General features: G+C 65.5%; 25 protein-coding genes. 13 read left to right on the forward strand and 12 right to left on the reverse strand.

The window, feature by feature from the left end:
* Positions 1-196: 196 nt before the first annotated feature.
* The 3 genes from P3H15_RS15515 to P3H15_RS15525 form a co-directional block, all read right to left on the reverse strand.
* On the reverse strand, positions 197-1,276 hold the full coding sequence (locus P3H15_RS15515) for an alkene reductase (RefSeq protein ID WP_276138063.1): 1,080 nt from the start codon (positions 1,274-1,276) through the stop codon (positions 197-199).
* Between the two features lie 78 nt (positions 1,277-1,354).
* Positions 1,355-2,491: an alkene reductase gene (locus tag P3H15_RS15520; RefSeq protein ID WP_276138064.1), complete on the reverse strand. Its 1,137-nt coding sequence runs from the start codon at positions 2,489-2,491 to the stop codon at positions 1,355-1,357.
* A gap of 203 nt (positions 2,492-2,694) precedes the next feature.
* Entirely contained in the window at positions 2,695-3,192 is a 498-nt protein-coding gene (locus tag P3H15_RS15525) for a MaoC/PaaZ C-terminal domain-containing protein (RefSeq protein WP_276138065.1), read from the reverse strand.
* A gap of 200 nt (positions 3,193-3,392) precedes the next feature.
* Here P3H15_RS15525 and P3H15_RS15530 point away from each other — a divergent pair, with 200 nt between their 5' ends.
* From P3H15_RS15530 to P3H15_RS15540, 3 genes are read left to right on the forward strand one after another with little or no spacing between them, the layout of a single operon-like run.
* On the forward strand, positions 3,393-4,283 hold the full coding sequence (locus P3H15_RS15530) for a CoA ester lyase (RefSeq protein ID WP_276138066.1): 891 nt from the start codon (positions 3,393-3,395) through the stop codon (positions 4,281-4,283).
* Between the two features lie 32 nt (positions 4,284-4,315).
* Complete coding sequence (locus tag P3H15_RS15535; RefSeq protein WP_276138067.1) at positions 4,316-4,783, forward strand: MaoC family dehydratase; 468 nt, start codon at positions 4,316-4,318, stop codon at positions 4,781-4,783.
* Positions 4,780-5,616, forward strand: coding sequence for a fumarylacetoacetate hydrolase family protein (locus tag P3H15_RS15540; protein ID WP_276138068.1), 837 nt, complete (start codon positions 4,780-4,782; stop codon positions 5,614-5,616). Before P3H15_RS15535 ends, P3H15_RS15540 begins: the two co-directional genes overlap by 4 nt.
* 180 nt (positions 5,617-5,796) lie before the next feature.
* Here the strand turns inward: P3H15_RS15540 and P3H15_RS15545 are convergent, their stop codons facing one another.
* Positions 5,797-6,198 (reverse strand): cupin domain-containing protein, encoded by a 402-nt coding sequence (locus P3H15_RS15545; protein WP_276138069.1) that lies wholly within the window; start codon positions 6,196-6,198, stop codon positions 5,797-5,799.
* Between the two features lie 41 nt (positions 6,199-6,239).
* A complete protein-coding gene (locus P3H15_RS15550) occupies positions 6,240-7,412 on the reverse strand; it encodes an acyl-CoA dehydrogenase family protein (RefSeq protein WP_276138070.1) in 1,173 nt (390 codons plus the stop codon).
* A 346-nt stretch (positions 7,413-7,758) separates the two neighbouring features.
* On the opposite strand from P3H15_RS15550, the gene P3H15_RS15555 reads away from it, so the two are divergent.
* Both P3H15_RS15555 and P3H15_RS15560 read left to right on the forward strand, forming a co-directional pair.
* The gene (locus P3H15_RS15555; protein WP_276138071.1) at positions 7,759-8,106 is read left to right on the forward strand and encodes a DUF485 domain-containing protein; all 348 of its coding nucleotides are present in this window, start codon (positions 7,759-7,761) and stop codon (positions 8,104-8,106) included.
* Positions 8,099-9,685: a cation acetate symporter gene (locus P3H15_RS15560; RefSeq protein ID WP_276138072.1), complete on the forward strand. Its 1,587-nt coding sequence runs from the start codon at positions 8,099-8,101 to the stop codon at positions 9,683-9,685. Before P3H15_RS15555 ends, P3H15_RS15560 begins: the two co-directional genes overlap by 8 nt.
* Positions 9,686-9,744: 59 nt before the next feature.
* On the opposite strand, the gene P3H15_RS15565 is transcribed toward P3H15_RS15560, so the two are convergent.
* On the reverse strand, positions 9,745-10,608 hold the full coding sequence (locus P3H15_RS15565) for an acyl-CoA thioesterase II (RefSeq protein WP_276138073.1): 864 nt from the start codon (positions 10,606-10,608) through the stop codon (positions 9,745-9,747).
* Between the two features lie 189 nt (positions 10,609-10,797).
* Here P3H15_RS15565 and P3H15_RS15570 point away from each other — a divergent pair, with 189 nt between their 5' ends.
* The 7 genes from P3H15_RS15570 to P3H15_RS15600 all read left to right on the forward strand — a co-directional run bounded on the left by P3H15_RS15570 (position 10,798) and on the right by P3H15_RS15600 (position 19,182).
* Positions 10,798-12,594 carry an acetyl-CoA carboxylase biotin carboxylase subunit gene (locus P3H15_RS15570; protein WP_276138074.1) on the forward strand — a complete coding sequence of 599 codons (1,797 nt, stop codon included), beginning with the start codon at positions 10,798-10,800 and terminating at the stop codon, positions 12,592-12,594.
* A 1-nt stretch (position 12,595) separates the two neighbouring features.
* Positions 12,596-13,345, forward strand: a complete 750-nt coding sequence (locus tag P3H15_RS15575; RefSeq protein ID WP_276138075.1) for an SDR family NAD(P)-dependent oxidoreductase — start codon at positions 12,596-12,598, stop codon at positions 13,343-13,345.
* Positions 13,346-13,400: 55 nt separating this feature from the next.
* Positions 13,401-14,966, forward strand: coding sequence for an acyl-CoA carboxylase subunit beta (locus P3H15_RS15580; RefSeq protein WP_276138076.1), 1,566 nt, complete (start codon positions 13,401-13,403; stop codon positions 14,964-14,966).
* Positions 14,963-15,721: an SDR family NAD(P)-dependent oxidoreductase gene (locus tag P3H15_RS15585; RefSeq protein ID WP_276138077.1), complete on the forward strand. Its 759-nt coding sequence runs from the start codon at positions 14,963-14,965 to the stop codon at positions 15,719-15,721. The genes P3H15_RS15580 and P3H15_RS15585 overlap by 4 nt, the downstream gene beginning before the upstream one ends.
* Before the next feature lie 435 nt (positions 15,722-16,156).
* Positions 16,157-16,582, forward strand: a complete 426-nt coding sequence (locus tag P3H15_RS15590; protein ID WP_276138078.1) for a cupin domain-containing protein — start codon at positions 16,157-16,159, stop codon at positions 16,580-16,582.
* 45 nt (positions 16,583-16,627) lie between these two features.
* Complete coding sequence (locus P3H15_RS15595; RefSeq protein ID WP_276138079.1) at positions 16,628-17,710, forward strand: NADH:flavin oxidoreductase/NADH oxidase; 1,083 nt, start codon at positions 16,628-16,630, stop codon at positions 17,708-17,710.
* 164 nt (positions 17,711-17,874) lie between these two features.
* Positions 17,875-19,182 (forward strand): MFS transporter, encoded by a 1,308-nt coding sequence (locus P3H15_RS15600; protein ID WP_276138080.1) that lies wholly within the window; start codon positions 17,875-17,877, stop codon positions 19,180-19,182.
* A gap of 69 nt (positions 19,183-19,251) precedes the next feature.
* On the opposite strand, the gene P3H15_RS15605 is transcribed toward P3H15_RS15600, so the two are convergent.
* From P3H15_RS15605 to P3H15_RS15620, 4 genes are read right to left on the reverse strand one after another with little or no spacing between them, the layout of a single operon-like run.
* A complete protein-coding gene (locus P3H15_RS15605; protein WP_276138081.1) occupies positions 19,252-20,082 on the reverse strand; it encodes a mycofactocin-coupled SDR family oxidoreductase in 831 nt (276 codons plus the stop codon).
* A gap of 13 nt (positions 20,083-20,095) precedes the next feature.
* Positions 20,096-21,625 carry a class I adenylate-forming enzyme family protein gene (locus P3H15_RS15610; protein ID WP_276138082.1) on the reverse strand — a complete coding sequence of 510 codons (1,530 nt, stop codon included), beginning with the start codon at positions 21,623-21,625 and terminating at the stop codon, positions 20,096-20,098.
* Positions 21,626-21,654: 29 nt separating this feature from the next.
* A complete protein-coding gene (locus P3H15_RS15615; protein ID WP_276138083.1) occupies positions 21,655-22,503 on the reverse strand; it encodes a mycofactocin-coupled SDR family oxidoreductase in 849 nt (282 codons plus the stop codon).
* Positions 22,500-22,832 (reverse strand): EthD family reductase, encoded by a 333-nt coding sequence (locus P3H15_RS15620; RefSeq protein ID WP_276138084.1) that lies wholly within the window; start codon positions 22,830-22,832, stop codon positions 22,500-22,502. The genes P3H15_RS15615 and P3H15_RS15620 overlap by 4 nt, the downstream gene beginning before the upstream one ends.
* 171 nt (positions 22,833-23,003) lie before the next feature.
* Between P3H15_RS15620 and P3H15_RS15625 the strand changes: the two genes are divergently transcribed.
* On the forward strand, positions 23,004-23,510 hold the full coding sequence (locus P3H15_RS15625; protein WP_276138085.1) for a nuclear transport factor 2 family protein: 507 nt from the start codon (positions 23,004-23,006) through the stop codon (positions 23,508-23,510).
* Positions 23,511-23,865: 355 nt separating this feature from the next.
* On the opposite strand, the gene P3H15_RS15630 is transcribed toward P3H15_RS15625, so the two are convergent.
* Entirely contained in the window at positions 23,866-24,474 is a 609-nt protein-coding gene (locus P3H15_RS15630; protein WP_276138086.1) for a TetR/AcrR family transcriptional regulator, read from the reverse strand.
* Positions 24,475-25,061: 587 nt separating this feature from the next.
* The gene (gene pgi, locus P3H15_RS15635; protein WP_276138087.1) at positions 25,062-26,723 is read right to left on the reverse strand and encodes a glucose-6-phosphate isomerase; all 1,662 of its coding nucleotides are present in this window, start codon (positions 26,721-26,723) and stop codon (positions 25,062-25,064) included.

Consider the following 26,723-nt stretch of genomic DNA (forward strand, 5'->3'; position numbering starts at 1 on the left):
ATGATGACTGTCTTTGAGTTTCGGTCTGGCGCGTCCTCAGCTCTATCCGCTGTGCGCGCTGATTGATCCGGTTTCGGCCGAGTGCCCGAGTGCGTCCGGGCGACGACGTTCCAGCCACTCGACGAGTCTGCTGCGCATCGCCTCCAAACTTCTGATCGATGCTGACGTCCCGATCCGGCCGGCTCTCGGACGGTTCCTACCGGGCAGGTGACGATCGGTAGCTCGGCGTCAGAACCGGGTAGTCGGTGTAGCCCGCGGCGCCGCCACCGTAGTAGGTACTCGGATCCCCCTGATTCAACGGCGCCCCCACCGAAAAACGCTCGACCAGATCTGGAGTCGAAATGTAGTCACGCCCGAATGCGATCGCATCGGCCACCCCGCTTTGCAGCAGACGCTCGCCGTCCTCACGCGACAATTTCTCGTTGGCGATCACCGGACCTCCGTAGAGTTCTCTCATGTGCGGTAGGACGCTGTCCTCCGCCTCGATCTCACGGATGAAGAGGAAACCGACTCCCCGCCTGCCCATCTCCTCGGCGACGTACCCAAAGGTCGCCTTCGGATCACTGTCACCCATGTCGTGCTCCTCGCCTCGTGGGCGCAGGTGGATGCCGACGCGGGCGGCGCCCCAGACCGAAATCACCGCGTCAGTGACCTCGAAGAGGAACCGTGCCCGGTTCTCGATGTTTCCCCCGTACCTGTCGGTGCGTTTGTTGGTGCTGTCCTGCAAGAACTGGTCGATCAGGTAGCCGTTCGCCGCGTGAACCTCGACCCCGTCGAATCCCGCGAGCATCGCGTTCTCGGCACCACGGCGAAAGTCCTCCACGATGCCGGGGATCTCGTCGGTCTCGAGCGGCCGAGGAGTGACGAACGGTCGGAACGGTCGCAGCCGCGAGACACGTCCCGCGGCGGCGATAGCGCTTGGTGCGACCGGAAGCTCGCCGTCCAGAAGCTCGGGATCCGAAATTCTGCCGACATGCCACAGCTGCAGGAAGATTCGCCCTCCCGCGGCGTGTACCGCGTCGGTCACCCTGCGCCATCCGAGTGTCTGTTCCTCCGACCAGATCCCCGGTGTGTCCGCGTACCCCACACCCTGCGCGCTGATACAGGTGGCCTCGGCGATGATCAAGCCGGCGCTGGCACGCTGCGCGTAGTACTCCGCCGTGAGCGGGGTGGGCACCTGGCCATCCCCCGCACGACACCGAGTCACCGGTGCCATGACGATGCGGTTCGGCAGTATCATACCGCCGATGGACAGGGGTTCGAGCAGAACTGACATATCAGCGTACTCCTTGCGACTGGATGGGATTGGTCGGTCCTGTGCCGGAATGAACGCTGCGCCTGGAAGGGCGCGGGCTCATCCGGCGAGGGACGGGTAGTCCGTGTAACCGAGTGCGCCGCCCCCGTAGTAGGTGCTGCGGTCGGATGGCGCGATCGGCTCGCCGGTTCGCCAGCGCTCGACGAGGTCGGGATTGGAAATGAACGGACGGCCGACCGAGACCGCGTCGGCGATCCCGGATCGAATCAGCTCGCGGGCCGTCGTGACATCGGTGATCTCCTCGAAACCCGTGTTGACGACGAGCGTTCCAGGCCACAGGCTCCGGATCGCGCGGAGCATGTCCATTCCATCCGAGGTCAATACGTGAAGGTAGCCGAGGCCGAGATCGGCGAGTTCGCGAAGAAGCACTTCGTAGGGACCCCAGGCGTCCGTCTCCTCCGCGTACTCGGCCTGCACCCCCGGAGAGACGCGGAGGCCGACCCGGTCGGCGCCGATGTGCGCGGCGACGGCGCGGACAGTCTCCACGACGAATTTGGCGCGCGCGGCCGGCTCTCCTCCGTACTCGTCCGACCGTCGATTGGTCCCGTCCGACAGGAACTGGTGCAGCAGATAACCGTTCGCACCGTGTAGTTCGACCCCGTCGACTCCCGCTGACACCGTGCGGCCGGCGGCCTGAACGAATTCGTCGATCACGCCCGGGAGATCCGCCTTCCCCAGGACTCGCGGCGGCGGGCAGACTTTCCTGCCGCCGTGGGTGTAGATCTGCCCCTCCGGAACGCCACTGGAGGGTGCGACGGGTTGGTGACCGGAATTGTCCGGGTGGGACAGGCGGCCGGCATGCATCAGCTGTACGAACATGCGCCCACCCGCACCGCGAACCGCATCCGCGATGGCGGCCCATCCCGACTCGTGGGCGTCGGTGTAGATGCCGGGTGTGTCGGGGTATCCCTGGCCGACCGCCGAGGGCTGCGTTCCCTCGGTGATGATCAGGCCGGCTCCTGCGCGCTGTCGGTAATACTCGGCCATCAATGGGGTCGGCGAACCATCTAATGGTGCACGACTTCTCGTCATCGGCGCCATGAAGACTCTGTTCGACAGTGTCAGACGGCCGACATTGACAGCGTCGAACAGATCCGCGGATCGGTCACCGAGCGGTTCGGCCTCCTCGATCCTGGCTTCGACGGGAAATACGGTCTGACGGTCGGGTGCAAGCACTGGTCGGTTCCTCACGCTGACAGGGCAATGATTCGATCAATACTTCGATAGCCGCGGCAGCAAGGGCTATCCGCGTGCGGCGGTTCACTGTCCAATTCCGGCCGTGAGGCACCCTTCCCCACGGATATCGGATTCATTCCGCCCTGCGGAACGCCGATGGAGATGTCAGAGACCTGGGAGCGCCAGCACCCGGGCGAGTATGGTCATCGGCTACCGTCGGGGCGGCGCTGCACCATGAACGAGCTCCGGAAGGTCATCACGGTGTCACCGCGCTGGTTGACGGCGCGGTAGGACAGCGTCCAGATTCCCTGCCCCGGCTTCTTGGTGGGCCGGGCGGCGATCACCTCGGCCTCCGGGTGGATCGTGTCTCCGATGACGACCGGGTGCAGGGCACGCACCTCGTCGAGGCCGAGCCAGGCGACCACCTTGCTGAAGTAGCCGGTCTGGGTGGTCAGACCGAGCGCGAGAGAGAGCGTGAACGGTCCGTGTGCGATCCGCTGGCCGAACTGGGTGGTGGCCGCGTATTCCTCGTCGAGGTGCAGCGAGACGATGTCGCAGGTCAGGCCGGCCCAGTTCACCAGGTGCGCGTCGGTCACCGTCATCCCCGGACCACGCAGGACGTCTCCGACGCCGAGGTCCTCCCACCAGCGGTCGGGCTGTCCCAGGACCCGGGCTGCGATATCCACCGAATTCGTTGTCATCGAATCTCCTCATAGCGCCGGCTGCGCCGATCGTGTTAACGTACGAGCGATTGTTCGTTTAAGACTACGGGCGATAAACCCGCTGGTCAACCATTTCCGCTCACCGGCGGGAGGCGATGAAGTGCTGCGCATCACGGCGCGAACCCGGGTAACCCCCGGCGCCTTCCCAGGTTCAGAGCTTCGGCTTCAGTGAGGAAACTATGCGCCCCTTACGTTCTCTGCTATTCGTGCCCGCCCACCGCGAGGGCTGGGCGGACAAGGCCGTCCGGGCCGGCGCCGACGCGGTGATCCTCGACCTCGAGGATTCGGTGCCGGCCGCCGGCAAGGAGCAGGCCAGGATCGTCGCGGCCGCGACGATCGACTCGCTGGCACGCTCGCATCCCTGGGTCACGGTGCTGGTTCGCCCGAACGCCCTCGACACCGACCACTTCGGCAAAGACCTCGCCGCCGTCGTGCGGCCGGGCCTGGCAGGGCTGCTGCTGCCGAAGGTGTACAGCGCCCGTGAGGTCCTCGACTTCGCCGCACTGCTCGACCACTTCGAGATCGAGGCATCCCTCGTGCGTGGCAGTATCGAGGTCATCCCGACGCTCGAGACCGCGAAGTCGCTGGTGAACTGCGAGGAGATCGCCGCAGCCCATCCGCGGGTCGCCTCGCTCATGGTGGCCGCCGCCCGCGACGCGGACGTCTCCCGGGAAGTCGGCTTCGACTGGACCCCGGAGGGACTGGAAACCCTGCACTACCGCAGCAAGGCGGTGCTCGCCTGCCGCGCCGCCGGGCTGGCCCACCCCATCGTCGGTCTCTGGCAGGAGATCGCCGACCTGGACGGGCTGCGCCGGTTCGCCGAGGCCAACCGACGACTCGGCTTCACCGGGCAGGTCCTGATCCATCCCTCCCACATCGAGACCGTCAACGACGTCTACGCCCCGGACCCGAAGGTCGTCGACCGGTTCCGCCGGATGATCGACGCCTTCGAACAGGCACAGGCCAACGGGCAGGCCGCGGCCCTGTTCGAGGGCGAACACGTCGACATCGCGCACGTCAAGACCGCCCGCGGGGTGGTCGCACTCGCCGAATCCATTAATGCCAACTGACCGACAGACCCCATCACAGTGAGGAAAACATCATGACCGGACTGTACTTCGAGGAGCTCGAACCCGGGCTCACCATCGCGCACGCGGTCACCCGGACGGTGACCGAAACCGACAACCTGCTCTTCACCACGCTCACCCTGAACGTGCAGCCCCTGCACCTCGACGCCGAGTTCGCCAAGAACAGCATGTATGGCGAGCGGATCGTCAACAGCGTCTTCACCCTCGGCGTGGTCGTCGGAATTCCGGTGCAGGAAACGACGCTGGGCACCACGCTGGGCAACCTCGGTTTCGAGGAGATCGCGTTCCCCGCCCCGGTCCTGATCGGGGACACCCTGCGGGTCGAGACCGAGATCCTGTCCCGACGCGAGTCGAAGTCACGCCCCGACACCGGCATCGTCCGGTTCGAGCACCGAGGCATCAACCAGAACGGCAAGCGGGTCTGCCGGGTGCAGCGGTCCGGGCTGATGCTCAAGAAGCCGGCCGAGGTCGCCGTCTCATGAGGCTGGCCACCCTACGCACGTACGGCACCACCGTCGCCGCCCGGATCGACGGCGACACCGCCACCCCGATCAACCCGTACACCGACCTCTCCGCCCTGCTACGAGACCCGGACTGGCGCACGCTCGCCGCCGCCGCGGACGGGCCGCCGCTGTCACTCGACGTTGCCGACTACGCCCCCGTCGTCCCGGCACCGACGAAGATCGTCTGCGTCGGCCTGAACTACGCGAACCACATCGAGGAGATGGGCCGCGAGCTGCCGACCTACCCGACGCTGTTCGCGAAGTTCCCGGAGGCTCTGATCGGCGCCTACGACGACATCGAGGTGCCCGGATATGCCGACCGGCAGGTCGACTGGGAGGGCGAACTGGCTGTCGTCGTCGGCCGGAAGGCGACCGCGGTGTCGGCCGCCGAGGCCGGGAACTACATTGCCGGTTACACCGTCGCGAACGACGTCACCATGCGCGACTACCAGTACCGCACTCCGCAGTGGTTGCAGGGCAAGACCTTCGAGAAGACCTGTCCGCTCGGCCCCGTCCTGGTCACCGCAGATGAGTTCGTCCTCGGGGCGGCGCTGACCACGTCGGTCGACGGGGCCGTCCGGCAGTCGGACTCGACCGCGGACCTGGTGTTCACCCCGATCCGGCTGATCGAGTACATCTCCCACATCGTCACCCTGCAGCCGGGCGATGTGATCCTCACCGGCACCCCCGGTGGGGTCGGGCACGCCGACCACAGCTACCTCGGCGACGGTGCCACCCTCGAGACCACCATCGACGGACTGGGCGCGCTGGCAAACACCGTACGCGTGCGGTCGGTGGCCGCGGTGCACTGAGTCCCCAGGCGCCGACACCGACAGCGATGAGCCAGGCCGGTCCACCTCGGGTGGACCGGCCTGGCTCATCGGCACCGGGTGACATCGGCACCCGACAGTAAACTCGTTGGACCCTGCCGCCCCCGACGAAGGTGCTCAGGGGCGGAACAGGTCCCACACATCTTTTTCACATCACATCGGTTATTCCAACGTGGAGCCGGCGTTGGGGCCCTCGAGGAACTTGTTGGGGGTCAGGAAGAAGCACAGCACCAGAGCTCCGTTCGGCGCGGAGGCACGGTGCTGGTTGCCCTGCGGTCGCCACGAGAAGTTCCCCACGGTGGTCTCGCCTTCCTCGTCGACGATGCTGCCTTCGAGCACCCAGGTCTGTTCGATTCGGACGTGCTCGTGCAGGGGCAGGACCGACCCGGGCTGCCAGCGGAACAGTGCGGTGAGCAGGCCGCTCTCGTCGTCCTTGAGCAGCACCTTGATGTCGATGCCCTCGTACCCGGAGGGGCGCCAGGGCAGGGCGTCGACGTCGACGTAGCGGGAGGCCAGCGGCGGCAGCGCGTTGAGTTCGTCGGCAAAGGGGGTGATCGCGGTCATGGTGACGTGTCTTTCTGTGTTGGGTTGCGCGAGTGCGTGAGTCAGAATGACCGGGGCAGTCCCAGATACTTCTCACCGATGTGGTTGCGGAGCATCTCGTTGGTCAGTGGGGCGAAGGTGTAGAGGCGAGCGTCCCGGAACAACCGCTCCATCGGGTATTCCTTGCTGAACCCCGATCCGCCCATCAGGCGCATCCCGGCGTCGGTGACGGCGACGGCGGCATCGGAAGCGGCGACCTTGGCCATGGCGCTGAGGATGTCAGCGCGTTTGCCGGTGGCGGTGGCCTCGGCGGCCTGGAGCATCAGGGCGCGGGCCGACTCGATCGCGATGGCGCCGTCGACGAGGCGGTGCTGGCCGGCCTGGAAGCTGCCGACCGGACGCCCGAAGACCTGACGCTGGCGGCCGTAGTCGACGGCCGCTTCCATCGCGCCCCGGGCGATCCCGAGGGCGGCAGCGGCGGCGTTGAGTCGTTCCCCGTTCAGGGTTCCCAGCACCTGCCGGAACCCCTGGTCGACGCGCCCGAGCACGGCGGTGGCGTCGACTTCGACGTTGTCGAAGGTGACCTCGCAGGTGTCGAGACTGTGGATGGCGAAGGTGTCGAGTTCTTTCACCGTGATGCCCGGGGTGTCGGTGGGGACGACGAACATGGTGATGCCGTCGATCGGTGAGGACTCCAGTGTCGAGGTCCGGGCGAGGACGATGAGATTCCTCGCGTGCTGAGGGCCCGAGATCCAGGTCTTGGCGCCGTTGAGAATCCACCGGCCGCCGTCGGACTGCTTTGCCCGGGTGCGCATGACGCGGGCGACGTCGGTTCCGCCGTCGGGTTCGGTCAGTGCGAAGGCCACCCGTTCGTAGCCGTCGAGGAGCGGGGCCAGGGCGGTGCTGCGCTGCTGGTCGGTGCCGTACTCGGTGAGCAGCCCGACGCCCATGTACTGGACGACCAGGCACACCGCCATCGAAGTCGGGCCGGCGGCGAGCTCTTCGAGGACGATGATCTGCAAGCGTGGGTCGGCGCCGGTGGTGCCGTCGGTCTGGGCGTCGAGTCCGATCAGGCCGGCCTCCCCGAGGGCTCGGTACAGCTCTAGGTCGAACGCGTTGGCGTCGTCGAGTTCCCGGACCCGCTGCGCAGGTGCGACCTTCTCGATGATCTCGCGCACCATCTCGCGCAGATCCGCCTGCTCCGTGGTGTCCGGCAGCGTGCCGCTTCCAATCATGGGACTCCTCCGACGTGGGACGGCGCCCCTCAGGGCGCGAGGTGCGGCCGCCGCCTCGCGGAGGGTGGCCACTCCTAACACCATACAAACGAACGCACGTTTTTAAAAGGGTGCTGCAGCGAGATCGGCCCCCGCCCGCCTTCCCGCCGGGTCCACCGCAAACGACCGGCCGGTGCCAAGTGGACGCAGCCGGCTGTAGACAAACAAACATACGTTCTTTAGAGTGCTGTTGTGACGACCGTTACACAAAGATTCAGTCGGACCCCGGCTCACGGTGCACGACAAAGGTTTCGGCCCTCCGACCCGCCCTTGCGGAACTGACCTTGAAAGAAGGGGTGATCGGCCCATGGCCCTCACTGATACTGCTGCCGGCGACTGGAGTCGCCTCTGGACCAGTCCAGCGATGCTCGCGCTCAGACACGATCGTCGCGACTTCTTCACCATCGCCTGGGGCGTGTTCGCGGTGGCTTTCTTCGCACTTCTCGGCTTCGCGGCCTTCGCCCCAGAGATCATCGCGAAACGCCCCGTGCCGGGCCTGAGCATCGGACTCATCCTTGCCTTGACCTACGTCGCGACCGTGATGAGCCTCGGTGCCTGGTATGTGCGCCGCGCACGCCACTGGGACACCCTGGCCGCGGCCGTGCTGAGCACTCCCACCGCACCTCTGGAGCAGGAGGTCACGGGCAATGTCTGACGGATTCAACACCACCGCCGTCGTCGTCACCGTCCTGCTGTTGGCGACCACCTTCGTCGCGACCTACTTCGCCTCGCGCCGCACGAAGACCTCGGCACAGTTCTGGACGGCCGGCGGCGGCATGACCGGACGCAAGAACGGCACCGCCATCGCCGGCGACTTCCTGTCCTCGGCCTCCTTGCTGGGCTATGCCGGACTGGCCTACCTCTACGGCATGGACGGCATCGTCTACGCGATCTTCGCCTGCGGAATCTTCCTGATGGTGATGTTCCTGATCGCCGAAAAGCTCCGCAATCTCGGGCGTTTCACGTTCGCCGACGCCCTCGCCACGCGACTTCGGTCAGGTCCGGTCCGCATCGTCTCGGCGATCTCCACGTTGTTCATCTGCATCTTCTACCTGCTCGCCCAGATGGTCGCCGGCGGCGTACTGATGGAAGCCCTCGCCGGAATCGACTTCTCTTGGGGCGTGGTGATCGCCGCGGTCCTCATGCTCACCTACGTGCTCTTCGGCGGCATGCTCGCCACCACATGGCTGCAGATCATCAAGGCCGTCGCCTTGATGAGCGTCGTCGCACTGCTGGTGATCCTGGTTCTCGTCCGGATCGATCCCAACCCGCTCAACATCATCGAGCAAGCGATCTCACAGAGTAAATTCGGCGACCACTACCTGTCGACCGGAAACTCCTTCAAGGGCCCCTGGAACATCATCTCCATGGCAGTGGCCGTGACCTTGTCCGCCGTGGGCCTGCCCCACGTGCTGATGCGGTTCTTCACCGTCCCCGACGCCATCGAGGCCCGCAAATCCGCAATCTGGGCGATCAGCCTGATCGGTGGATTCAACGTCCTCATCGCCTTCCTCGGCATCTCCGCGCGCGCCGCCCTCGGTGCCGGTGGGGAAGAAATCGCCGGCAAGGGCGGCAACCTCGCCCTGCCCGCCCTGACCGTCTGGCTCGGCGGCGGCGACGGCTTCGCCTCCGATCTGCTGCTGGCACTGGTGGTCGCGGTCTCGATCGCCACGCTCCTGGCGGTATCCGCCGGCCTGGTGCTCAGCGCGTCCAGCACGATCGCCCACGACCTGTGGGCCAAGACGTTCCACCGTCCCGAACGGGAGGAAATGACGGTCGGCCGGATCGCGGCAGTGGCATTGGTGATCGTCACCGTCGGTGTCACCCTGGCCATCGGCGGCACCCAGAACGTGACCTTCCTGGCCACGCTGGCGACGTCGACCGCGGCGAGCGCGAACTTCCCTGTGCTGATCATGACGCTGCTCTGGCGCCGGATGCGAACCCTCGGGGCCGTCGTCGGGGCTCTGTCGGGTCTGCTGACAGCGCTCGCGCTGATCGTGACTGGACCGCTCGTGTGGCCGAGTCTTGCACCGCTGCTGTCGGATTCGCTGTCGACCACCGCCCCGTTCCCACTGACCTTCCCGATCCTGCTGTCGGTGCCCGCCGGGTTCCTCGGCTGCATCGTGGGCAGCTACCTCAGCCGCGAGCCGGCCGACGACACCGCCTTCGACGAACTTCAGGTACGCGCCCTGACCGGGGCCGGTCTGGACAAGACGAAGACCCTCGCGCACTGATCCCCGCACGGCGGCGTTCGACCCGAATTTGCGCTCCGGGTCGAACGCCGCCGTCGAAATCAGGGTTCGCGCAAGACACCCTCCTGTGTTGCCGAGGCGATACGCGCACCAGCCTCGGTGGTGAAGTCGCAGGTGCACAGGCATCGACCGGCGGTGGCGATCGGGCTGATCTGCCGACACAGCATCCAGTCGTTCATCGAGAACCGGCGGTGAAACCACATCGCGTGGTCGATGCTCGCACCGGCGATCACCCGGTTGCCGTACCAGGACCGCCCGTGCGGCATCAGGGCCGAGTCGAGCAGCGTCAGGTCGCTGACATACGCCAACAGGGCAGCGTGCAGCAACGGCTCGTCCGGTATCGGAGCCGCCGCGCGCACCCAAAACCGCTGCTGGGGCTCGCGGGTACCGGCCGCGGCCAGCGCCTCGGGATGCTCGAGAAAGCGGAAATCGAAGGGGTGGGGCCCCGACCACCACGGTGGCAGCACCGCACGCTCGCCCTCGAGTTGTTCGTGCAGCGGCAACAGCTCGTCCGGCGCTGTCTCGGTCAGGGGCGGGGACCATTCGTGCTCCGGGCCGCTCTGCGCGGTGGCGAACGACAGCTGCAACGTCGCCAGCACGGCATCACCCTGGGTAGCGGTGACCGCGCGGGCGCTGTAGGAGCGTCCGTCACGCAGGACCGTCACCTGGTAGCTGACGGGTGCATCGGGGTTCCCTCCGCGCAGGAACAGCGTATGCAGCGAATGCGGGTACCGGCCGACGGGCACTGTCGCACCGGCCGCCATCACGGCCTGGGCGAGTACCTGCCCACCGAAGAGCCGAGGAAGTCGGCGCGCCGCGGTCGGTCCATGGAACCGGGTACCCCCAGTGGGAGTCACGCGCAGAGCGTCGACCAGCGATTCAAGTTGTTCGGCAGAGGCAATCACCGTCAGCGCCCTCCTTGTCGTCGACCCCACCCCACGGGCGAGGTAAGAACCATCGTTGACCGGCTCCCCCTCGAACGGTACCGTAAGCGAACGTACGATTGTTTGTTTAGCGATACGGTCATACGAAGGCGACCCCACAACGGGGCGTTCATCGGCACAGGCATTTTTCAAACCCCAAGGAGTCCGGGCATGTTGTCCAAGGTCCTCGTCGCCAACCGCGGCGAAATCGCGGTCCGCATCATTCGCACGTGTGCAGAGGCCGGCATCGCCAGCGTCGCCGTGTACTCGGAGGCCGACGAAAAGGCGCTGCACGTGCGCCTGGCCGACGAGGCGGTGCTGCTCGGCGCGGCCTCGGCATCCGAGTCGTACCTGGCGATCGACAAGATCATCGAGGCCGCCAAGAGCACCGGCGCGCAGGCCGTGCACCCCGGCTACGGCTTCCTGGCCGAGAACGCCGCCTTCGCCAAGGCCGTCGAGGACGCCGGACTGATCTTCATCGGACCTCCCTCGTCGGCGATCGAGGTGATGGGCTCGAAGATCGCCGCCCGCGAGATCGCCGCAGAGGCCGACGTCCCGCAGGTCCCCGGCTCGGGCACCATCGCGTCCCCGGCGGACGTGATCGCGTTCGGTGACGAGCACGGCTACCCGGTGGCGATCAAGGCCACCTACGGCGGCGGCGGCCGCGGCATGCGCACGGTCGCCTCGGCCGCGGACGCCGAATCCGCGTTCGCCTCCGCCAAGCAGGAATCCGCCGCCGCATTCGGCCGTGACGACGTCTACCTCGAGCGGTACCTGTCCAGCGCCCGCCACGTCGAGGTCCAGGTCTTCGCCGACACCCACGGCAATGCGGTGTGGATTGGCGACCGCGACTGCTCGGTGCAGCGTCGGCACCAGAAGCTGATCGAGGAAGCACCCGCCCCCGGCCTGTCCGACGAGCTGCGCCGCGCCATGGGCGAGGCGTCGGTCCGCCTGGCCCAGAAGGTCGGCTACGTCGGCGCCGGCACCGTCGAGTTCCTCGTCGAGGCCGACCGGGACGCCTTCTACTTCCTGGAGATGAACACCCGAATCCAGGTCGAGCACCCGGTCACCGAGATGACCCTGGGCCTGGATCTGGTCGCCGAACAACTCGCCGTTGCCGCCGGCGAACCGCTGTCGATCACCGACTCCGGCGCCACCCCGCGCGGACACGCCATCGAGGTCCGCGTCAACGCCGAGGACACCCGCGGCGCCCTGTTCATGCCCAGCCCCGGCCCCATCGCCGCGGTGCAGGCACCGACGCGGGCCGGAGTCCGCTGGGACGGCGGCTACGAATCCGGCGACGAGGTCCAGCCCTACTACGACAGCCTCGTCGGCAAGCTCATCGTGTGGGCCCCCACCCGGGACCGGGCCATGGACCGGCTGACCCTCGCCCTGGACGAGCTGATCATCGACGGCGTTCCCACCACCGTCCCGGCCGCACGAGAGATCATCGCGCACAAGGACTTCCGCAATGTCGCCATGCACACCAACTGGCTCGAACGCGACATCGACTTCGCCTCGCTGCTACCGCCGGTCGAAGACCCCGCCGACACCGACGACGAGGACACCGACGAGGTGCAACCCCGCAACGAGGTGTGGGTCGGCGATCGCCGCTACGTGATCCCGTTCTTCTCGCCCACTGCCGCAGCAGTTCCCGGCGCCCCGGCGGCCGAGGCCCCGGCGAGGCGTGCGACCCGCGCGGGCAGCGGGCCGCGGAAGAAGCGCGGCGGCGGAGCCGCTGCTAGCGGTGACGTCACGAGCCCGATGCAGGGCACGGTCGCGCAGATCGACGTCGCAGTCGGCGCCCAGGTCGAGGCGGGGCAGATCCTCATGGTCCTCGAGGCGATGAAGATGCAGAACCCGATCCGAGCCGCCGTCACCGGGGTCGTCGAGTCCCTGCACGTCGAGGTCGGGCAGGTCGTCGCGGCCGGGGCATCCCTGGCCACCGTCGTGGCGGCAGGTGAGTGAGATGACAGCACGGCACACCGCGCCGGTCGCGGTGGTCACCGGCGCCGGGGGTGGGCTCGGAGCGATCACCGCGGCGCTGCTCGGTGAGTTGGGGCTGAAAGTGGCCTGCGTCGACATCGACGAAGTCGCCGCCAAACGCACCGCCACCGAACTGAACGACAGCGGCGTGACCAGCACCGCCTACGGCGTGGACGTCACCTCCGAATCGGCGGCCGGCGCACTGGTGGACGCCGTGCACGCCGACCTCGGGCAGGTCTCGCACCTGGTCAACATCGCCGGCATCCTGCGCCGCACCCATCTCGCCGACACCACCGCCGACTCCTGGCGGCAGGTCCTCGACGTCAACGTCACCGCCCCGTTCCTGCTCACCCAGGCGTTCGCCGGCGACCTGCGGGCCGCCGAGTACGGGCGGGTGATCAACTGCGCCTCCTTCGCCGGCACCCGCGGCTACGAGTACCCCGCCTACGCCGCCTCCAAGGCCGCACTGATCAACCTGACCAGCTCGCTGATGTTCGACTTCTGGGGCACCGCGGTCACCGTGAACGCCGTCGCCCCCGGCGCCATGGACACGCCCATGCTCGACCGTCCTGCCGCGCAGCGGATGGCGGCCAAGACCCCGACCGGACGCATCCTCGACCCCGACGACGTCGCCGCGGTCATCGCGTTCTTCGCCGGCCGCTCCTCCCGCGGCGTCAACGGCACCACCACCGTGATCGACGGCGGCGCCTCCCTCCTCTTCAGCTACAAGTAGCGACCCACACCGCGACAGCCGAAAACCACTACCTCCGCAACAGTTTGGACAGATCATGACTGACATTCTCGACGAGAAGACCACCGCAGCCCCGGTGGGACCGCACGAAGAACTCGACGCCCGCCTCGCCGCCGCCCGCCTCGGCGGCTCGGAGAAGCAGCGCCAGAAGCAGATCGACGCCGGCAAGATGCTGGTCCGCGACCGGCTCGAGCTGCTCTTCGACAACGGCTGGTCCTTCGAGGACGGCCTCCTCGCCCGCTACGACGAGGGACTGCCCGGCGATGCCGTCGTCACCGCCGTCGGCAAGGTCGACGGCCGCGATGTCGTCGTCATCGCCAACGACTACACCGTCAAAGCCGGCACCTGGGGCAAGCGGACCTTCGAGAAGATCGTCCGCGCCCAGGAACTCGCCGACTCCACCGGCACCCCGATCGTGTACCTGTTCGACTCCGCCGGCGCCCGCATCGACGAACAGTTCGAGAGCTTCGTCGGCCGCCGTGCCTGGGGCAACATCTTCTACAACCAGGTCCAGATCTCCGGCCGCATCCCCCAGGTCTGTGCCCTGTTCGGCCCCTCCCCCGCCGGCTCCGCCTACGTGCCAGCGCTGTGCGATCTGACAATCATGGTCCGCGGTCACGCCACCGCATATCTCGGCTCCCCGCGGCTAGCGCAGATGGTGACCGGCGAAGACGTCACACTCGAGGAAATGGGTGGCGCCGAGATGCACTCGACCGTCTCCGGCCTGTCCGACGTCCTCGTCGAGGACGACGCGGAAGCCATTGCCGCCGTGCGGGTGTGGCTGTCATTCCTGCCGTCGAACTGGCAGCAGGAGCCCCCGGCCACCGCACCGGCGAACCCGTCCGGTGCCCGGACCATCAAGGAGATCGTCCCCGAGGTCGAATCCGAGATCTTCGACATCCACGAACTCATCGACTCCCTCGTCGACGACGCCAGCTTCTTCCCCTACAAGGACCTCTTCGCCCCGGAACTGGTCACCGGATTCGCCCGCCTGAACGGCCAGAGCGTCGGCATCGTCGCCAACCAGCCCACCGTCAAGGGCGGAGTGATCTTCCCCGACTCCTCCGACAAGGCCGCCCGGTTCATCTGGATCTGCAACGCCTACAACATCCCGATCCTGTTCCTCGTCGACATCGCCGGTTACATGATCGGCTCCGAGGTCGAACGCCAGGGCATCATCCGGCACGGCGCGAAGATGATCTTCGCCGTCTCCGAGGCCCGCGTCCCCCGCATCACCGTGCTGCTGCGCAAGGCGTACGGCGGCGGCTACCTCGCGATGTCCGGTGCCCCGATGCAGCCCGACGCCCTGATCGCGCTGCCGACGGCCAAGCCCGCCCTGATGGGACCCGACGCCGCCGTCAACGGCATCCACTACAACCGCATCCAGGCCATCGAAGACCCGCAGGAGCGCGCCGCGTTCATCGCCGAGAAGCAGGCCGAATACGCCGCCGGCATCGACGTGTTCAAGATCGCCAACGAGAACGCCGTCGAAGCGGTCGTGCCCGCCAACGAGCTGCGCCACGAACTCACCCAGCGCCTCGCGCTGTACCGCAAGCGGGATCGCACGGCCCCGGCCCGCCGCAACGGCGTCACCCCGGTATGAGCGCCCCGGTGCTCTCGCCCCGCCGCTACCAGCTCCGCGGCGTCGTCACCGGCGCCGCGAGCGGCATCGGGCGAGCCTGCCTGGAGCTGCTGGTCGAACACGGCGCCCACGTCGACGCCTGGGACCGCAGCCCCGAAGCACTCGCCGACCTGCCGACCGGTGACGCGATCGCCACTCGCCGCACTGACGTCACCGATCCCGACTCCGTCGCCGACTCGGCACACGAGGCGAAACTTCATTGGGGCGGTATCGACTTCGTAGTCAACTGCGCCGGCGCGTTCTTGGTCGGACCGCTGGCCGACGTCTCAGTCGATGCCGTCCGTAAGCTGTTCGATCTCAACGTACTCGGCACCACGATCGTCACCCAAGCGCTGCTGCCCGCACTGGTGGCCAGCAAGGGTTCCATTGTCAACGTCGCCAGTACGGTCGCCCTCAAGCCCTCGGTCAGCAACTCGCACTATGCGGCGTCGAAAGCGGCAGTGGCCCACCTGACGCGCTGCTGGGCCCTCGAGCTGGGACCGAAAGGGGTGCGGGTCAACAGCGTTGCCCCGGGCCCGACGACGACCCCGCTGTTCCGTGCCGCCGGAATGAGCGCCGAGCAGGAAACCGAGATGCTGCGCGAGCGGGCGGCGACCATACCGCTGCGCCGCGTCGGCGAACCGGACGAGACCGCCCGGTGGATAGCCCGCTTCGCCCTGGAGGACAGCTGGACCACCGGGGCAGTACTTCCAGTGGACGGCGGAATGTCACTCTGATCCTGCGACCTAGCGTCGGTGAGGGAGCAGTGCGCATCAGCGACGGGCAGGAACGACAACTGCGCCGAGTCGAACCGACGCGCTTTTCACGGCCTCGGCGGCCCCCGCCATACCGAGACCGTCGATGGCAACGATGCCGACGCTACATTCGATACCCGTGCCCCGAGCGATCTCTGTCGAAGCACGCACCCCTGCAGCAATACCCACCTCACCGCGCTCGAGTTCTCCTCTGATGACGCTGAAGCCGTCGCGACGCTCCTGCCGGAACCTGAACCTCTCGGCGGACAACGCAGGAGAACCGACCCCACGGTGGCTGGCCCGCATTCCCTCACCTCGTCCATCACGGAGGGGTGGTGGTACCCAAGGCTCTTGCAACAATTCACAGGTATTTGTACTCTTAAACTTACAAACGTTCGCTTTTTTGGAGGTATGGGTATGGCCGAGCACGACAAGCCCGTGGTGACCCGCAAGGGAGAGGAAGATCGCGAGACCGGCCAGTCCGGCGGTGCGGTCCGTGTATCCGGTGTCAGTGTTCATCACACGCCCGCGACCAAGATTTGGTTCGGGAAGGTATCGAACGAACCTGGATACCGATCGCTGCCGCACCACCACGGAGAGGCGGAGACCGGCGGTTACGTCCTCACAGGGAAGGCGCGCATCTACTTCGGCGAGAACTTCGCGGACTACGTCGACATGACCGAAGGCGACTTCGTATTCGTCCCGCCTTACATGCCGCATGTCGAGGCCAACATGAGCATCACGGACGAACTGGTCTGGCTCACGACACGCACCCCGGAGAATATCGTCGTCAATCTCCCCGACGTCGACGATTCGACGCTCGTCGGCTACCGCCGCCCATGAGGACTCCCCTCACTCCGAATCCCCCACCGTCGAAGGATCGATTTCGTGGCTGACTCCCTGCTCTTCTCACCGATAACACTTCGGGACACTACGTTCAAGAACCGTGCTTGGGTTGCTCCGATGTGTCAGTACTCCGCCACTGACGGCGTTCCGGGTGACTGGCATCTGGTGCATCTCGGCGCGTTCGCCAAAGGCGGCAGCGGCCTGGTCATGGCCGAGGCGACGTCGGTGTCCCCCGAAGGTCGGATCACGCTCGCTGACACCGGACTCTGGAATGACGATCAACGCGACGCCTTCGCGCGCATCAACCGATTCATCACCGACAACGGATCGGTACCGGGTATCCAGCTCGCCCACGCCGGACGAAAGGCATCCACCGAGATTCCGTGGCTGAGCCGCGACCCCCTGGCCGTCGAGGACGGCGGGTGGCAGCCCATCGCTCCATCCGCAATCACTCACGAGAACCTCACGCCGCCGCACGCCATGTCCATCGCGGACATTCAGCGCGTTGTGAATGAATTTCGCACCGCCGCAACCAGAGCACGAGATGCGGGCTTTCAGGTAGTCGAGATTCACGCTGCCCACGGGTACCTCATTCACCAGTTCCTCTCCCCGCTCACCAACACCCGCTCCGACGGGTACGGCGGAACATTCGAGGGGCGGATCCGCATCCTCCTCGACGTGATCGACGCCGTCCGACAGGAGTGGCCCGACCGACTCCCGCTCTTCGTCCGTGTCTCCGCCACAGATTGGGCCGACGGTGGTTGGACTCTCGACGACACCGTCAAACTCTCGCTCAGACTGCAAGGAACCGGCGTAGACCTTATCGATGTGTCCAGTGGTGGACTCACCAGCGCCCAGAAGATCACCGTGGCGCCCGGCTATCAAGTGCCCTTCGCTCGCGCTGTCCGCGACGCCCAGAGGATCCCCGTCTCCGCCGTGGGCCTCATCACCGAGCCCGGGCAGGCCGAGCAGACACTGGTCGACGGCGGAGCGGATGTCGTGATGCTGGGCCGAGTGTTGCTGCGCGAACCGATGTGGCCGCTCCGGGCCGCCAAGGAACTCAGCGCGGAGGCGCACTGGCCGGCACCGTACAAGAGCGCGCGATACCGCGGAAGCATTCCCTGACCGAAGCCAGGTTCGGCTCGGAGGTGACGTGGTCCGTCACCCCTCGGGTCGAACCCGTGCTATAGGTACGGGCCAGGTGCCGAACTTCCGCGCAGAACCCGGTGCCGCAAAGGCCCGGGGCATCGATCTTCCCTCGAGTTCGCGGGCACGAAGACGGAGTTGTGATGAAGCAGGCGCGGTACCGGTACAACCAGGGCGGCGTAGCCGAAGTCGATAGGGGCACGGCAACACCTACGAGTCCACTCGGGCGTTCACGAAGCTGGCGCACGACAATACTCGTCCTCGCGGTCGTCTCGTCGATCGCCGTGAGCATCGGCTACCTGCCGCAACCGCTCCTCGTTCAAATAGCCGACGACTTCGCCAGCGGTGCGGGTGCCGTCGGATGGGTCGCGACTGCAGCACAGCTGGGCACAGCATGTGGGATCTTGTTCCTCGTGCCGCTGGCCGACGTGGTCAGGCCCCGCCGTCAGATCGAAGTACAACTTTGCCTCGGTGGTGTCACCCTACTGGGTGCCGCGGCTGCTCCTGGCATCGCGGCGCTGTGCCTCGCCGTCTTCATCGCGGGATTGATGGCGAATGTCGCACAGTTGATAATGCCGCTTGCGGTTCGCACGGCTCCGGATGGGCAACAGGCCCGAACGACTGGAGTACTGGCGGGCTCCCTGCTCTTCGGCATCTTCGGGGGGCGCGTTCTGGCAGGGGTGATCGGTGCCCACCTCGGATGGCGTTCGGTGTTCGTCACGACCGCCATGATTTTGTTCGGCTCGATCGTGCTACTCCGCATCGTTGTGTCCAGCGACGTTCGCGCTCCAGCCGGCTCCTCCTATCTGGCGTTGCTGCGGAGCCTTCCACGTGTCGCACAGTCGGACAGAGCGATCACCGAATCGTCCTTGATACAAGCATTTTCATTTGCCGCGTTCGACGGCCTGTGGACCGTCCTCGCGCTGTACCTCACCGGGTCCCCGGTGAAGTGGACGGCGGAATCGGCCGGCTTGATCGGTGTCGTCGGGTTGGTCGCGGGGTGCGTGACGACACTCACCGGACGGGTTCTCGCGCGTTTCGGCCCTCGCCGGACGTTGGCCGTATCGATTGCCCTGACGCTGGCCAGTGCCACGACGATCGTCATCACATCCGCTGTTCCCGTGGTAGTCGTACTCGCCATGTTCCTGTTGACGGTGGGGAACCAGGTGTCTCAAGTCGCCAATCAGTCGCGGGCACTGTCTGGCGCAGGATCATCTGCAGGCCGTGCAAACACCGTGTACATGTTCGGCGCGTTCGTGGGTGGATCAGCGGGAGCGGCGATCGGGTCCATCTCGTTCGATTGGTTCGGAATCGTCGGCGCCGCACTCTTTGCATCGACGTCGCTCTCGTGTGCGGGGCTGATCTGGACCGTCTCCTGTTGGCGTGCACGTCGTTCGCGAGCATCGACACCGGCGACGAGAGATCTTGACCCCGCAACTTGCACGCACTGAGATGTGATCCGAAGACCTGCCCCCGACCAATTCGGTCGGGGGCAATCCTTTCGGTGCCGATGCCAATGGTCAGGACTTCGAGGAATAGCCGGCGTCGACCGGCAGCGTCACGCCTGTGATGTATCGGGCCTCGTCCGACGAGAGGAACAGTACCGCGTTACTGATGTCTACTGGATCGACCCACGGGACAGTCAGGGTGTTCATCCATTTCGCCGATTCGGCGAACTCCTCACGAGTGGGTTCGGGCTTGTCTACAAAGAGTCGGCGAGTCGTGGTGTTCTGAATCATCGGGGTGTCGACATTGGTGGGGTGGATGCTGTTCACCCGAATGTTGTGCTCGGCCAATTCGTTGGAGAGCGTTCGCATCAGTCCGACTACACCGTGCTTGGCAGCGACATAGTGTGCGAAGTTCGACATACCTTTCAAGCCGGCGATCGAGCTGATCAGCGTGATCGAGCCACCACTGTGTCCGGAAACGATATGGGGGATGCCGGCTTTCGTCGTGATCCACACCCCGGTGAGGTTGACGTCGATCATCTCTCGCCACGTACGCTCGTCAAGTTCACCTTCCGATGCGACGCTGAAGATCCCGGCATTTGCTACCAGGATGTCGAGCTGCCCGAGTGCCTGCACGCCGGCGTCGACGGCCTCCGCCATCGCCGTCATGTCCCGGACATCCGCGACGGCGGTGTGGACCTTGCGGCCTTCCCGCCTGACCAGTTCGGCCGTCTCTTCGAGATCTTCGATGGTTCCTGCCGCGTAGGGCACGGTCTCCATCTGGGCGCACGCGTCGATCGCGATGATGTCGGCGCCCTCTTGCGCCAGCCGGACGGCGTGACTGCGCCCCTGCCCGCGCGCGGCGCCGGTTATCAGTGCCACTTTACCCTCTACACGATTCATGCCTTTGATTCCCTTACCATTTGACGATCTGACGGAGATTGCTCTTCACGATCTTTCCGCTCGGGTTGACTGGCATCTCGTCCGGCGACAGGAAGATGATCAACTTGGGCACTTTGTATCCGGCAAGATGCTGGCGCAGATAGTCCTTGAGTTCCTGCTCCGATGCCGTCCGCCCCGGCCGTAGCGCGACGACGGCGCGAACTTCCTCGTCCCACTCGGTGCTGGGAACCCCGAGTACGCCGCATTCCATGACGGCGGGATGCGAGTACAGTTGTTGTTCGATTTCCGCTGCGTAGACGTTCTCACCTCCACTCTTGATCATGTCCTTGGCACGATCGCGGAAGAAGATGTTGCCGTCCTGGTCGCGGACCGCGAGATCGCCGGTGTGGAGCCAGCCATCGACGAGTGTGTCGGCGGTCTCCTGGGGCTTGTTGTAGTAGCCGAGCATCACGGCGGGACCGCGGACGCAGATTTCCCCCAGCTCTCCCGGACCGACCTCGGCACCGTCGAAGTCCACGATCTTGACCTCGGCGAATGTGTACTCCCTACCTACTGTGCCGTCGAGTGCCGGATCCATGACGGCCTCGGGGAGTGCGCGTGCAACCATCGCGCCTGCCTCCGTCAGGCCGTACCGGAAGAACAGTCGGACGTCGGGAAGCGCAGTCGTGACCGCCTCTTTGTCGGGCCAGCGGAGAAGTCCTCCGCCGGTGTGCATTTGCCGGAAGAAGTTCTGGAATCCGGGGTGGTCGAGCGCACCGGTGCGGATGAGCCGCCGGATCATGTTCGGGATCATGAAGCTTGTCGTGATGCGTTCCTTCTCGACGAACTCGGCAACTTGTCGTTCGTCGAAGCGGCGAAGGATGACGTTGGTGCCGCCGCTGATGTAGTGCGGGATGAAGAGGCACAGGAGTGCGGCGGAATGGAAGAGCGGGGTCAGGTTGAGTGCGACGTTCTCCGGTTCGCGTGCCATCCCGGTGTCGATGATCTCGTTCGCGGCGTTGAAGATCGCCGAACGGTGCGGAAGTACGACGCCCTTCGAGAACCCGGTGGTACCTCCGGTGAAGAGGATGCACATCGGATCTTCCAAGCCGATTACCGGGTCGACGGGCTCCCCGTCGATGAGGAGTGAATCATACTCGGGCCCTTGCTTATATGCCCGAAAGTCACCAGCCTGCCCGGTCGCCGAGGCGGCATCCAAAGCCGCGGCGAACTCGTCCTCGACGAGGATGATCTGGGCATCGGTGGAGCTGATGCCGTGGGCCAATTCTGCCGTCGCCCACCGCCAGTTGTACATGACGGCGACGGCGCCGGCGGCAATCGTGCCAAGGAAGGCTTCGGCGGTGAAGATGCTGTTGCCGGCGAGAATACCGACGTGGTCGCCGGGTTGGATGCCGGCGGCGCGTAGGCCCCTGGCCAGTGCCCACGCTCGATTCGACAGTTGGCGATGGGTCAAGCGGTCGTTGTCGTCGACGACGGCGTCTCGATCGGGTACGCGCCGCTCGTTGAGGCGAATGAAGTCGACGAGCGTGGCGTCGTGAGTCATGAGTCGATCTCCTGTATTCGGGGTGAGGGCTAACCTGGCCACTTGGCCGTGGTGCCTGTGTCGACGGGAAGCGTAATTCCGGTGATCCAACGGGCTTCGTCGCTGCATAACCAGGTCACGGCATTGGATATGTCATTCGGTGCGATCCAGGGTGTGTCGAGGAGGTTGTAGGACGCGAATGCGGGGGCGACGTCCGCGTCGGTCGGGGATTCCAGGTCGGGGCGAAACTGGCGGTAGGTAGCAGGATTGTGGATCATCGTGGTCGAGACGTTCGTGGGGTGCACGGTATTGGCACGTATGCCATATGGTGCGAGTTCGTTTGCCAGGGTCCTCATCAGCCCGACGAGACCGTGTTTGGCAACCGAGTAGTGGCCGAGCGTGGGCATGCCCATTAGTCCGGCTACCGAGCTGGTCAGAATCACTGCGCCACCATTGCCGCCGTTGATGACGGTGGGAAGCGTGGCCTTGAGTACTCGCCAGCATCCGGTGAGGTTGACATCCATCATTACCTGCCAGTACTCGTCGGAGATCTCCCACAAGGGTCCGTCGAACGAGGTGATTCCGGCGTTGGGGATGACGAAGTCGATTCGACCGAACTCGGCGACTCCGGCATCCACTACTGCTGTGACCGCATCACTGTCGCGGACGTCAGCAACGGCCGTGTGAATGTTCCCACCGACCTCCTTCACCAGCCGAACGGTTTCCTCGAGATCATCGAGCGTTGCGCCGTCATACTTTGTGGTCTCGATGTCCGAACACGCATCGATGCCGATAATCGCGGCCCCGTCCTGCGCGAACCGCAGGGCATGGGCACGCCCCTGCCCGCGGGCGACTCCACTGATGACGACGACCTTGTCGTCGAATCTTCGAGCCGTCATTTCTCGACCGGGACAGGCTGCGGCACCGGGGTTTCCGATGCCAAGAACCACTGGATGTCTTCAATGAAATGGTGCTCGTGTTCACGTAGGGCATCTGCCGCCGGGCTCCTGAAAGCGGTGGCGACGTCGGCGACCGTGTCGAAGTAGAGCTCCGCCATTCCGGAGTACGGCCACCCTTTGCGATGCTCGATGGCGGGCGACTGCACGTACTGGACAACCCCGGGCATCTCCCATACGAAGGCTGGGTGTTCGACCTGCCAGAAGTTCAGAAACTCGTCTCGGGAAATAGCGTCCTTCGATTTGATGAGTGCGACCACTTTGACTGTCATCCGTCCTCCTACATACGAGCGTTTGTTCGTTAAGTTACAGCCGTCTCCGAACGTGGTCAAGGGCACACACCTTGCCCCGCTGCGCGGCAATCGGACTTGACACATGTGACTCGAGACACAAAGATCAAAGCGCAGACATAAACGAACAAACGATCGCTTTTGGAGGTTGTCGTGAGTGTTCCGACGGAACAAGCATTGCCGGCATGGGGACGCAGGAGCGGGGCGATCGAGCTCACGAAAGCGACGTCTGCGCGAACCCTGGAGCAGGTGGCCGACCGGCTGGAGATCACCGAGCTGATCAGCCGGTACGCCTGGTCCTACGACGAGCGCGATCTTGAATCCCTCAACTCCGTCTTCACCCCGTCCGCAACTTGGGAAGGGAAGATCGCCGACAAAGTCGTGATCGACCCAGTGGTTGGCCGGAGCAGCATTGTCGACTGGCTGGAAGATCACATGAAGAGCCAAACCGATCAACGCAGACACAATGGCCTGAATCCGCTGGTCGTCAGCTACGACGGCCAGACCGCGACAGTTCTTACCTACCTGCTGTTGACAAGCGCAAACGGTACGTCGGTCAGTCTCACCACTACGGGGTTCTACCGAATCTCTGCCCTCAAGCAGTCCAGCGGGGGTTGGCTGATCGACCACCTGTTCGCTGGGTTCGATGCGCCCTTCTGATCAGCAGGTTTACGCGAACGCGGAACCGACCTCGGCAAGATTGCCGAGGCGGTATTCGGAGCGGACCCAGTCGGCCGTTCCTCGAGCCCGGACCAACCGACTCTGAATCCCAAACGACGCCGACGTCGTGAGTTCACGTCTCGCGCCAAGCAGCGTCACCCCCACTCGGGCCGTAGAGGCCACCGACGCCACGGAGGCAATCCAGATGGACGAGATCGCGGCGCTCGCAGTTCAGGCAGCAACTACATCAGATGGCTGACGCGCGGCGAAGCGGCTTGGCGAACGATTCGCGCACGCCGTCAAACGGCTTCGGCTGTCACCCGAGCGTAAACGCGCAGGCCGCCCAGGATCTTGTTCAATCCTCGTCCACGCCGAGCTGACGTAGTGCCATGGTGATGTAAGTCTTCACCACCTTGTCGAGAGACTTCGGACCTCCCGGCTTGTACCACGACGAGACGTGCGCACCCTGTGCGAGGACCGAGTAGGTCTGCAGCTTCGCGTCGAGGATATCTGCTCCGGTTTCCTTGCCGACATCCTTCACCAGCCCCTGCAGTAGGCGCTCATACTCGGCACGTTTAATAAGTACCGCGTCCAGGTCGTCGCCCTTCAATGCTCGCAGTTCGGAATTTCCGATGAAAACATCTCGCGCGTGCTCCGCGTGGAATCGTATGTGGCAGTCGACGGCGGCCTTGAACCTGTCGACAGCACCCGTGTCGACTTTGGCGACGGCGTCGTTGACGGCTTGGAGGAGCTCGTCCATCACCGCAACCATGATGTCCGTCAGGAGCTCTTCCTTGCCCCGAATGTGGTTGTACAAACTTCCCACTTGGATGCCGACCTCGGCCGCGACTGTGCGCAGAGAGGTTGCCTCATATCCGTGGGCGTAGAACAACTCGGCCGCGGCCTCGCGGATCGCGACGCCTGTCCGCGCGCCGCCCCGGGTCACCCGAGCAGGTTCCGACACTTCGACCTCCGATATCCTCGCCTGAGCGAACCCGCGGCCCGCACGCATTCGAAGAACAATCGTACGTTAGTTCGGAAGCCGGGTATACCCCTGCACGCACCAGAGTCTGACCAGACGTCCCATAATCCCACTCCGCCGAGAAGGTAGCCACACAGATTCGGATTCAAGGACCTCATCACGCATGAAGCCGTAGATATCTCCCAACCCGACATCTGCCTCGCCGACGAGTTCACCACGCTGCAGACATCAGCGTGCTCGCGCACAACGGTGAAGTTTAAATGAACCCCCACGTCAGGGGAACCCGGGTCGGGCAATCTGCACCGCCCCGCACAGGATCGCGGCCCGTCCACTACTCGCTCTTCGGGTACGACACCTTCTCGCACGAAGTAACCGCGATCACCTCTGACAGGTTCTATCCAGTCAAGAGCTGAAGAAATCTCGTTCCGCCCGGATCTCTGCGATACAACGCGGACTCGCGGCCCGCTGATCCTCGAAGAACATGCCAACCGGATGACGCCCAACCCCGATACCGAGGTCGGGGAGGGACGGCTGGGCGCCCACTTCGGCAAGCGTCACCGTGCTCACATTCACCCGGATCCGTCGCGGATTGCCCGGTACCACTGCACGATCGCTTCGGTGGAACTGTCCACTCCCTCGGCAACCCCGTCCCCACCGACTGCCCGGTGTAGTTGCAGGGCTTGATCCTTGCCGAGTTCGACGCCCCACTGGTCGAACGAATTGATGTTCGACAGCACACCTTCGGTGAAGACCTGGTGCTCGTAGAGCGCGATCAGCTGGCCGAGCACGCCGGGGCTCAGCTCAGGGGCGAGAATCGTGGTCGACGGACGGTTCCCCGCCATCACCTTGTGGGGAATCAGGTCTTCGCGGACCCCGTCGGCGGCGAGATCCGCAGGGGTACGGCCGAATGCGAGCACTCTGCGCTGGGCGAGCAGATTGCTGACCAGAACGTCGTGCATGCTGCCGCCGCCGTCGCTGAGCGGCAGATCGGCGGCCGGTTCGGCGAATCCGAGGACGTCGACCGGGACCAGGCGGGTGCCCTGATGCAGGAGCTGGTAGAAGGCGTGCTGCCCATTGGTGCCGGGCTCACCCCACCAGATCGCCCCGGTGGAGACGTCGGTCGGCGTCCCGTTCAGCTGCACGGACTTGCCGTTCGATTCCATCGCGAGTTGCTGCAGATACGCGGGCAGGGCAGCGAGGTCGTTGGCGTAGGGCAGGACCGCCCGGGTCTCGGCGTCGAAAAAGTTCGCATACCAGAAACCCAGCAGAGCGAGCAGGACCGGTGCGTTCGACTCGAGCGGCGCCGTCGCGAAATGCCGGTCCACGGTGTGCATGCCGGCGAGGAAGTCGCCGAACGCGCCTCGTCCGATCGCGAGCATCACCGGCAGGCCGATCGCCGAGCCGATCGAGTAGCGGCCACCGACCCAGTCCCAGAATTCAAACATGTTGGCCGGGTCGATGCCGAACTCGGCCACCTTCGCCGCGTTGGTGGACACGGCGACGAAATGCCGGTCGACCGCGTCCTCCCCGAGCGCGCCGGTGACCCAGGACCGGGCCGCGGTGGCGTTGGTGAGGGTCTCGATCGTCGTGAAGGTCTTCGACGCGACGACGAACAGGGTGGCCGCCGGGTCGAGGCCGTGGAGGGCGGCCAGCAGGTCAGCCGGATCGACGTTGGAGACGAACCGCACCGACAGATCGGGGTGGGAGTAGGGGCGCAGCGCCCGGCACACCATCCGCGGGCCGAGGTCGGATCCGCCGATCCCTATGTTGACGACAGTGGTGATGCGCCGGCCGGTGGCCCCTCGCCACCGGCCGCTGCGCACCCGGTCGGTGAAGGTGGCCATCCGGTCGAGCACCCGATGCACGTCGGCGACGACCTCGCGCCCATCTACAGACAGTTCCGCAGATGCGGGCAGCCGCAACGCGGTGTGCAGGGCGGGCCGGTTCTCCGTGGTGTTGACCGGGTCTCCGCGGAGCATGCAGTCGCGGTGGTCCTCGAGGCCGGCGGCACGGGCCAGCGCGACGAGCAGCGGCAGCGTGTCGCGGTCGATGCGGCTCATGCTGTAGTCGATGAACAGGTCACCGGCGGTGACCGTCAGATCCCTGCCGCGCCGGGGGTCGGCGCCGAACAGTTCCCTCAGATGCACCGGGGCGATGTCACTGTAGTGGTCCTGCAGGCGCTGCCATTCGAGAAATGCTGTGATGCTCGGTGATACGGACGTCGCGGTCAC

Source organism: Rhodococcus sp. T2V (assembly GCF_029269925.1).
Classification (GTDB): domain Bacteria; phylum Actinomycetota; class Actinomycetes; order Mycobacteriales; family Mycobacteriaceae; genus Rhodococcus_F; species Rhodococcus_F koreensis.

Excerpts from the sequence above, each read along its gene's own strand:
- P3H15_RS15515 (WP_276138063.1), bottom strand. The coding sequence starts at position 1,276 with ATGTCAGTTCTGCTCGAACCCCTGTCCATCGGCGGTATGATACTGCCG.
- P3H15_RS15525 (WP_276138065.1), bottom strand. The coding sequence starts at position 3,192 with ATGACAACGAATTCGGTGGATATCGCAGCCCGGGTCCTGGGACAGCCC.
- P3H15_RS15530 (WP_276138066.1), top strand. The coding sequence starts at position 3,393 with ATGCGCCCCTTACGTTCTCTGCTATTCGTGCCCGCCCACCGCGAGGGC.
- P3H15_RS15535 (WP_276138067.1), top strand. The coding sequence starts at position 4,316 with ATGACCGGACTGTACTTCGAGGAGCTCGAACCCGGGCTCACCATCGCG.
- P3H15_RS15540 (WP_276138068.1), top strand. The coding sequence starts at position 4,780 with ATGAGGCTGGCCACCCTACGCACGTACGGCACCACCGTCGCCGCCCGG.
- P3H15_RS15545 (WP_276138069.1), bottom strand. The coding sequence starts at position 6,198 with ATGACCGCGATCACCCCCTTTGCCGACGAACTCAACGCGCTGCCGCCG.
- P3H15_RS15550 (WP_276138070.1), bottom strand. The coding sequence starts at position 7,412 with ATGATTGGAAGCGGCACGCTGCCGGACACCACGGAGCAGGCGGATCTG.
- P3H15_RS15555 (WP_276138071.1), top strand. The coding sequence starts at position 7,759 with ATGGCCCTCACTGATACTGCTGCCGGCGACTGGAGTCGCCTCTGGACC.
- P3H15_RS15560 (WP_276138072.1), top strand. The coding sequence starts at position 8,099 with ATGTCTGACGGATTCAACACCACCGCCGTCGTCGTCACCGTCCTGCTG.
- P3H15_RS15570 (WP_276138074.1), top strand. The coding sequence starts at position 10,798 with ATGTTGTCCAAGGTCCTCGTCGCCAACCGCGGCGAAATCGCGGTCCGC.
- P3H15_RS15575 (WP_276138075.1), top strand. The coding sequence starts at position 12,596 with ATGACAGCACGGCACACCGCGCCGGTCGCGGTGGTCACCGGCGCCGGG.
- P3H15_RS15580 (WP_276138076.1), top strand. The coding sequence starts at position 13,401 with ATGACTGACATTCTCGACGAGAAGACCACCGCAGCCCCGGTGGGACCG.
- P3H15_RS15585 (WP_276138077.1), top strand. The coding sequence starts at position 14,963 with ATGAGCGCCCCGGTGCTCTCGCCCCGCCGCTACCAGCTCCGCGGCGTC.
- P3H15_RS15590 (WP_276138078.1), top strand. The coding sequence starts at position 16,157 with ATGGCCGAGCACGACAAGCCCGTGGTGACCCGCAAGGGAGAGGAAGAT.
- P3H15_RS15600 (WP_276138080.1), top strand. The coding sequence starts at position 17,875 with ATGAAGCAGGCGCGGTACCGGTACAACCAGGGCGGCGTAGCCGAAGTC.
- P3H15_RS15605 (WP_276138081.1), bottom strand. The coding sequence starts at position 20,082 with ATGAATCGTGTAGAGGGTAAAGTGGCACTGATAACCGGCGCCGCGCGC.
- P3H15_RS15610 (WP_276138082.1), bottom strand. The coding sequence starts at position 21,625 with ATGACTCACGACGCCACGCTCGTCGACTTCATTCGCCTCAACGAGCGG.
- P3H15_RS15615 (WP_276138083.1), bottom strand. The coding sequence starts at position 22,503 with ATGACGGCTCGAAGATTCGACGACAAGGTCGTCGTCATCAGTGGAGTC.
- P3H15_RS15620 (WP_276138084.1), bottom strand. The coding sequence starts at position 22,832 with ATGACAGTCAAAGTGGTCGCACTCATCAAATCGAAGGACGCTATTTCC.